This window comes from Stenotrophomonas sp. S41 (assembly GCF_016624625.1).
GTDB lineage: Bacteria > Pseudomonadota > Gammaproteobacteria > Xanthomonadales > Xanthomonadaceae > Stenotrophomonas.
The window spans coordinates 1-2,742 of sequence record NZ_JACVTV010000188.1 but is presented as its reverse complement, the minus strand read 5'-3'; the positions used below and the strand labels follow the sequence as shown (position 1 = coordinate 2,742).

At 68.5% G+C, this 2,742-nt stretch carries 3 protein-coding genes; 2 read left to right on the top strand and 1 reads right to left on the bottom strand.

All coding sequences use genetic code 11. The features are described from left to right. Together IAE56_RS20740 and IAE56_RS20735 are read left to right on the top strand one after the other, a co-directional pair. Window positions 1-820: pseudouridine synthase (locus IAE56_RS20740; RefSeq protein WP_234456245.1), on the top strand; the 820-nt coding region annotated here is incomplete at its 5' end. Between the two features lie 86 nt (window positions 821-906). Further along, window positions 907-1,242 carry a hypothetical protein gene (locus IAE56_RS20735; RefSeq protein ID WP_200753816.1) on the top strand — a complete coding sequence of 112 codons (336 nt, stop codon included), beginning with the start codon at window positions 907-909 and terminating at the stop codon, window positions 1,240-1,242. A 117-nt stretch (window positions 1,243-1,359) separates the two neighbouring features. Here IAE56_RS20735 and kbl read toward each other — a convergent pair whose 3' ends face one another. Further along, on the bottom strand, window positions 1,360-2,568 hold the full coding sequence (kbl, locus tag IAE56_RS20730; protein ID WP_200753815.1) for a glycine C-acetyltransferase: 1,209 nt from the start codon (window positions 2,566-2,568) through the stop codon (window positions 1,360-1,362). Window positions 2,569-2,742: the final 174 nt, after the last annotated feature.

Here is a 2,742-nt window from a genome sequence, read left to right as displayed (position 1 = left end):
GCCCGTTGTCCCCCCCCCCCAGCCCCCCCCCCCCCCCCCCGCCGCCCGCTCCCACGCTCCGCGTGGGCGTGCGAAGCCCGCTGCCGCACCCGCCGGTGTCCGCCATGGCCTGGCGCGCGTGCTGTCCAAGGCGGGTGTCTGTTCGCGTACCGAAGCCGCGCGCTGGATCGCTGACGGTCGCGTGCGGGTGTCCGGGCGCATCGTCCGCGATCCCGAGTTCCCGATTGCGCAGCCTGCACCGCCCATCGAAGTGGACGGCCAGCCGCTGGGGGCGCCGCAGCGCCTGTACCTGATGCTCAACAAGCCGCGCGGGGTGGTGACCACCGCGCAGGATGAGCGTGGCCGCGACACCGTCTACCGCTGCTTCGATGGCGCCGGGCTGCCGTGGATCGCGCCCGTCGGGCGCCTGGACAAGGCCAGCGAAGGCCTGCTGCTGTTCAGCAACGATCCGCAGTGGGCCGCGCGCCTGACCGACCCGCAGACCGGGCCGGACAAGACCTACCACGTACAGATCGACCGCCTGCCGGACGAGGCCACGCTGGCCGCGCTGCAGGCCGGCATCGACGACGAGGGCGAGTTCCTGGTCGCCCGGGCCGTGCGCGTGCTGCGCAGCGGCGACAAGACCGCATGGCTGGAGGTCGTCCTCGAAGAGGGGCGCAACCGCCATATCCGCCGCCTGTTGGCGGCCTTCGACCTGCAGGTGCTGCGCCTGGTCCGGGTTGCGATCGGCGGGCTGGCGCTCGGCGATCTCGGCAAGGGGCAGTGGCGGGTGCTGGAGGTCAGCGACCAGCAGCGGCTGGGGGCCGCTGCACCGGGCTGAAGTCCGGCCCACGGCTGGCAGCTGCCAGCCACCGTTCCAGGCGTAGGGGGCGCCTGGCTTTCGATTCATTTGAACGGAGCGTGCCCATGTACCCGACCCTCGACCGAACCCTGCGCTGCGCCGGCCTGCTGCTGCCGCTCGCACTGCTGACCGCCTGCGGCGGCCACAAGAAAGTGGCCAAGGCAGAAACCCCGGTGGAAACGCCGGTGGTGGAAGTGAAGACCCCGGAACTGGACGGCCGCGGCAGTTACCGCTTCATGATGAGCGACGGCGACCACAAGATGACTGCCGACGAGTTCGATGCCTGGATGAAGGCCAACGGCATCCGCGTGGCCAAGGGCAACGTGCAGGAAGCCGCCGCCAAGCCGGTGGTGGTGGCCAGCAAGGACGAGCCCAAGGACAAGAAGAAAAAGAAGAAGTGATGCGCGTAGCGCGTCACGCCGGTAGCGCCGGGCCGTGCCCGGCGAGCGCGTAGCGCGGACGCTGTTGCTGGGGTCAGAGCCCTTTCCTTTGGAAAGGGATCCGACCCCGGTGCATCATCAACCCTTGATCACGCCCAGTTCCAGGCCGATGCGGGTGAACGCATCGATGGCGCGGTCCAGGTGCTCACGCGTGTGCGCGGCGCTGATCTGGGTGCGGATGCGGGCCTGGCCCTTGGGCACCACCGGGAAGAAGAAGCCGATCGCGTAGATGCCTTCTTCCAGCAGGCGCTCGGCGAACTTCTGCGCCAGCGGCGCGTCGTACAGCATCACCGGGCTGATCGGGTGCACGCCCGGCTTCACGTCGAAACCTGCAGCGGTCATCTTCTCGCGGAAGTAGGCGGTGTTCTGCGCCAGCGTGTCGCGCAGGTCGTCAGCGGCGGCCAGCATCTCGAAGGCCTTGATGCCGGCGGCGACCACGTGCGGCGGCAGCGAGTTGGAGAACAGGTACGGGCGCGAACGCTGGCGCAGCAGTTCGATCACCTCGGCGCTGGCGCAGGTGAAGCCACCCAGCGCACCGCCCATGGCCTTGCCCAGGGTGCCGGTGATGATGTCGATCTTCTCCAGCACGCCCTTCACTTCGGCCGAGCCGCGGCCGCTGGCGCCGAGGAAGCCGGTGGCATGGCATTCGTCGATGTGGACCAGCGCGTTGTACTTCTTCGCCAGCGCGGTGATCTCATCCAGCGGGGCGATGAAGCCGTCCATCGAGAACACGCCGTCGGTGGTGATCAGCTTGGTCTTGCAGCCGGCGGCATCGGCAGCCTGCAGCTGCGCTTCGAGGTCGGCCATGTCGCAGTTGGCGTAGCGGAAGCGCTTGGCCTTGCACAGGCGCACGCCGTCGATGATCGAGGCGTGGTTCAGTGCGTCGGAAATGATCGCGTCGTTCTCGCCGAGCAGCGGCTCGAACAGGCCGCCGTTGGCGTCGAAGCAGGCCGCGTACAGGATGGTGTCCTGCTTGCCGAAGAAGTCGGCGATCTGCTTTTCCAGCTGCTTGTGCAGGTCCTGAGTGCCGCAGATGAAGCGCACCGAGGCCATGCCGAAGCCGTGGGTGTCCAGGGCATCCTTGGCCGCCTGGATCAGGTCCGGGTGGTCGGCCAGGCCCAGGTAGTTGTTGGCGCAGAAGTTGAGCACGGTGCGGCCATCGTCGAGGGTGATCTCGGCCGACTGCGGGCTGGTGATGATCCGCTCGGACTTGAACAGGCCCTGGGCGCGGATGGCGTCCAGTTCCTCGGCGTAGTGGCGGGTCAGGGCAGAGGAGGTCTCGGTCATGGCGTGGGCACGGCTCAGCACGGGAAACCGCTGATTCTACCGGGCAACGGTGGCCGGCAGCCGCCTGCGGCGGGCCATCGCCATGGCCGGCACATGTTGCATCGCAATATCAAACAGGTTAAAAAACCGTGAACCGGTAGCGATTCCGCCGGCCGCGCCACCCGCCTCCCCCGC

What these genes read in the sequence shown, in the direction of transcription:
- IAE56_RS20735 (WP_200753816.1), top strand. Translation starts at nt 907, where the DNA reads ATGTACCCGACCCTCGACCGAACCCTGCGCTGCGCCGGCCTGCTGCTG.
- kbl (WP_200753815.1), bottom strand. Translation starts at nt 2,568, where the DNA reads ATGACCGAGACCTCCTCTGCCCTGACCCGCCACTACGCCGAGGAACTG.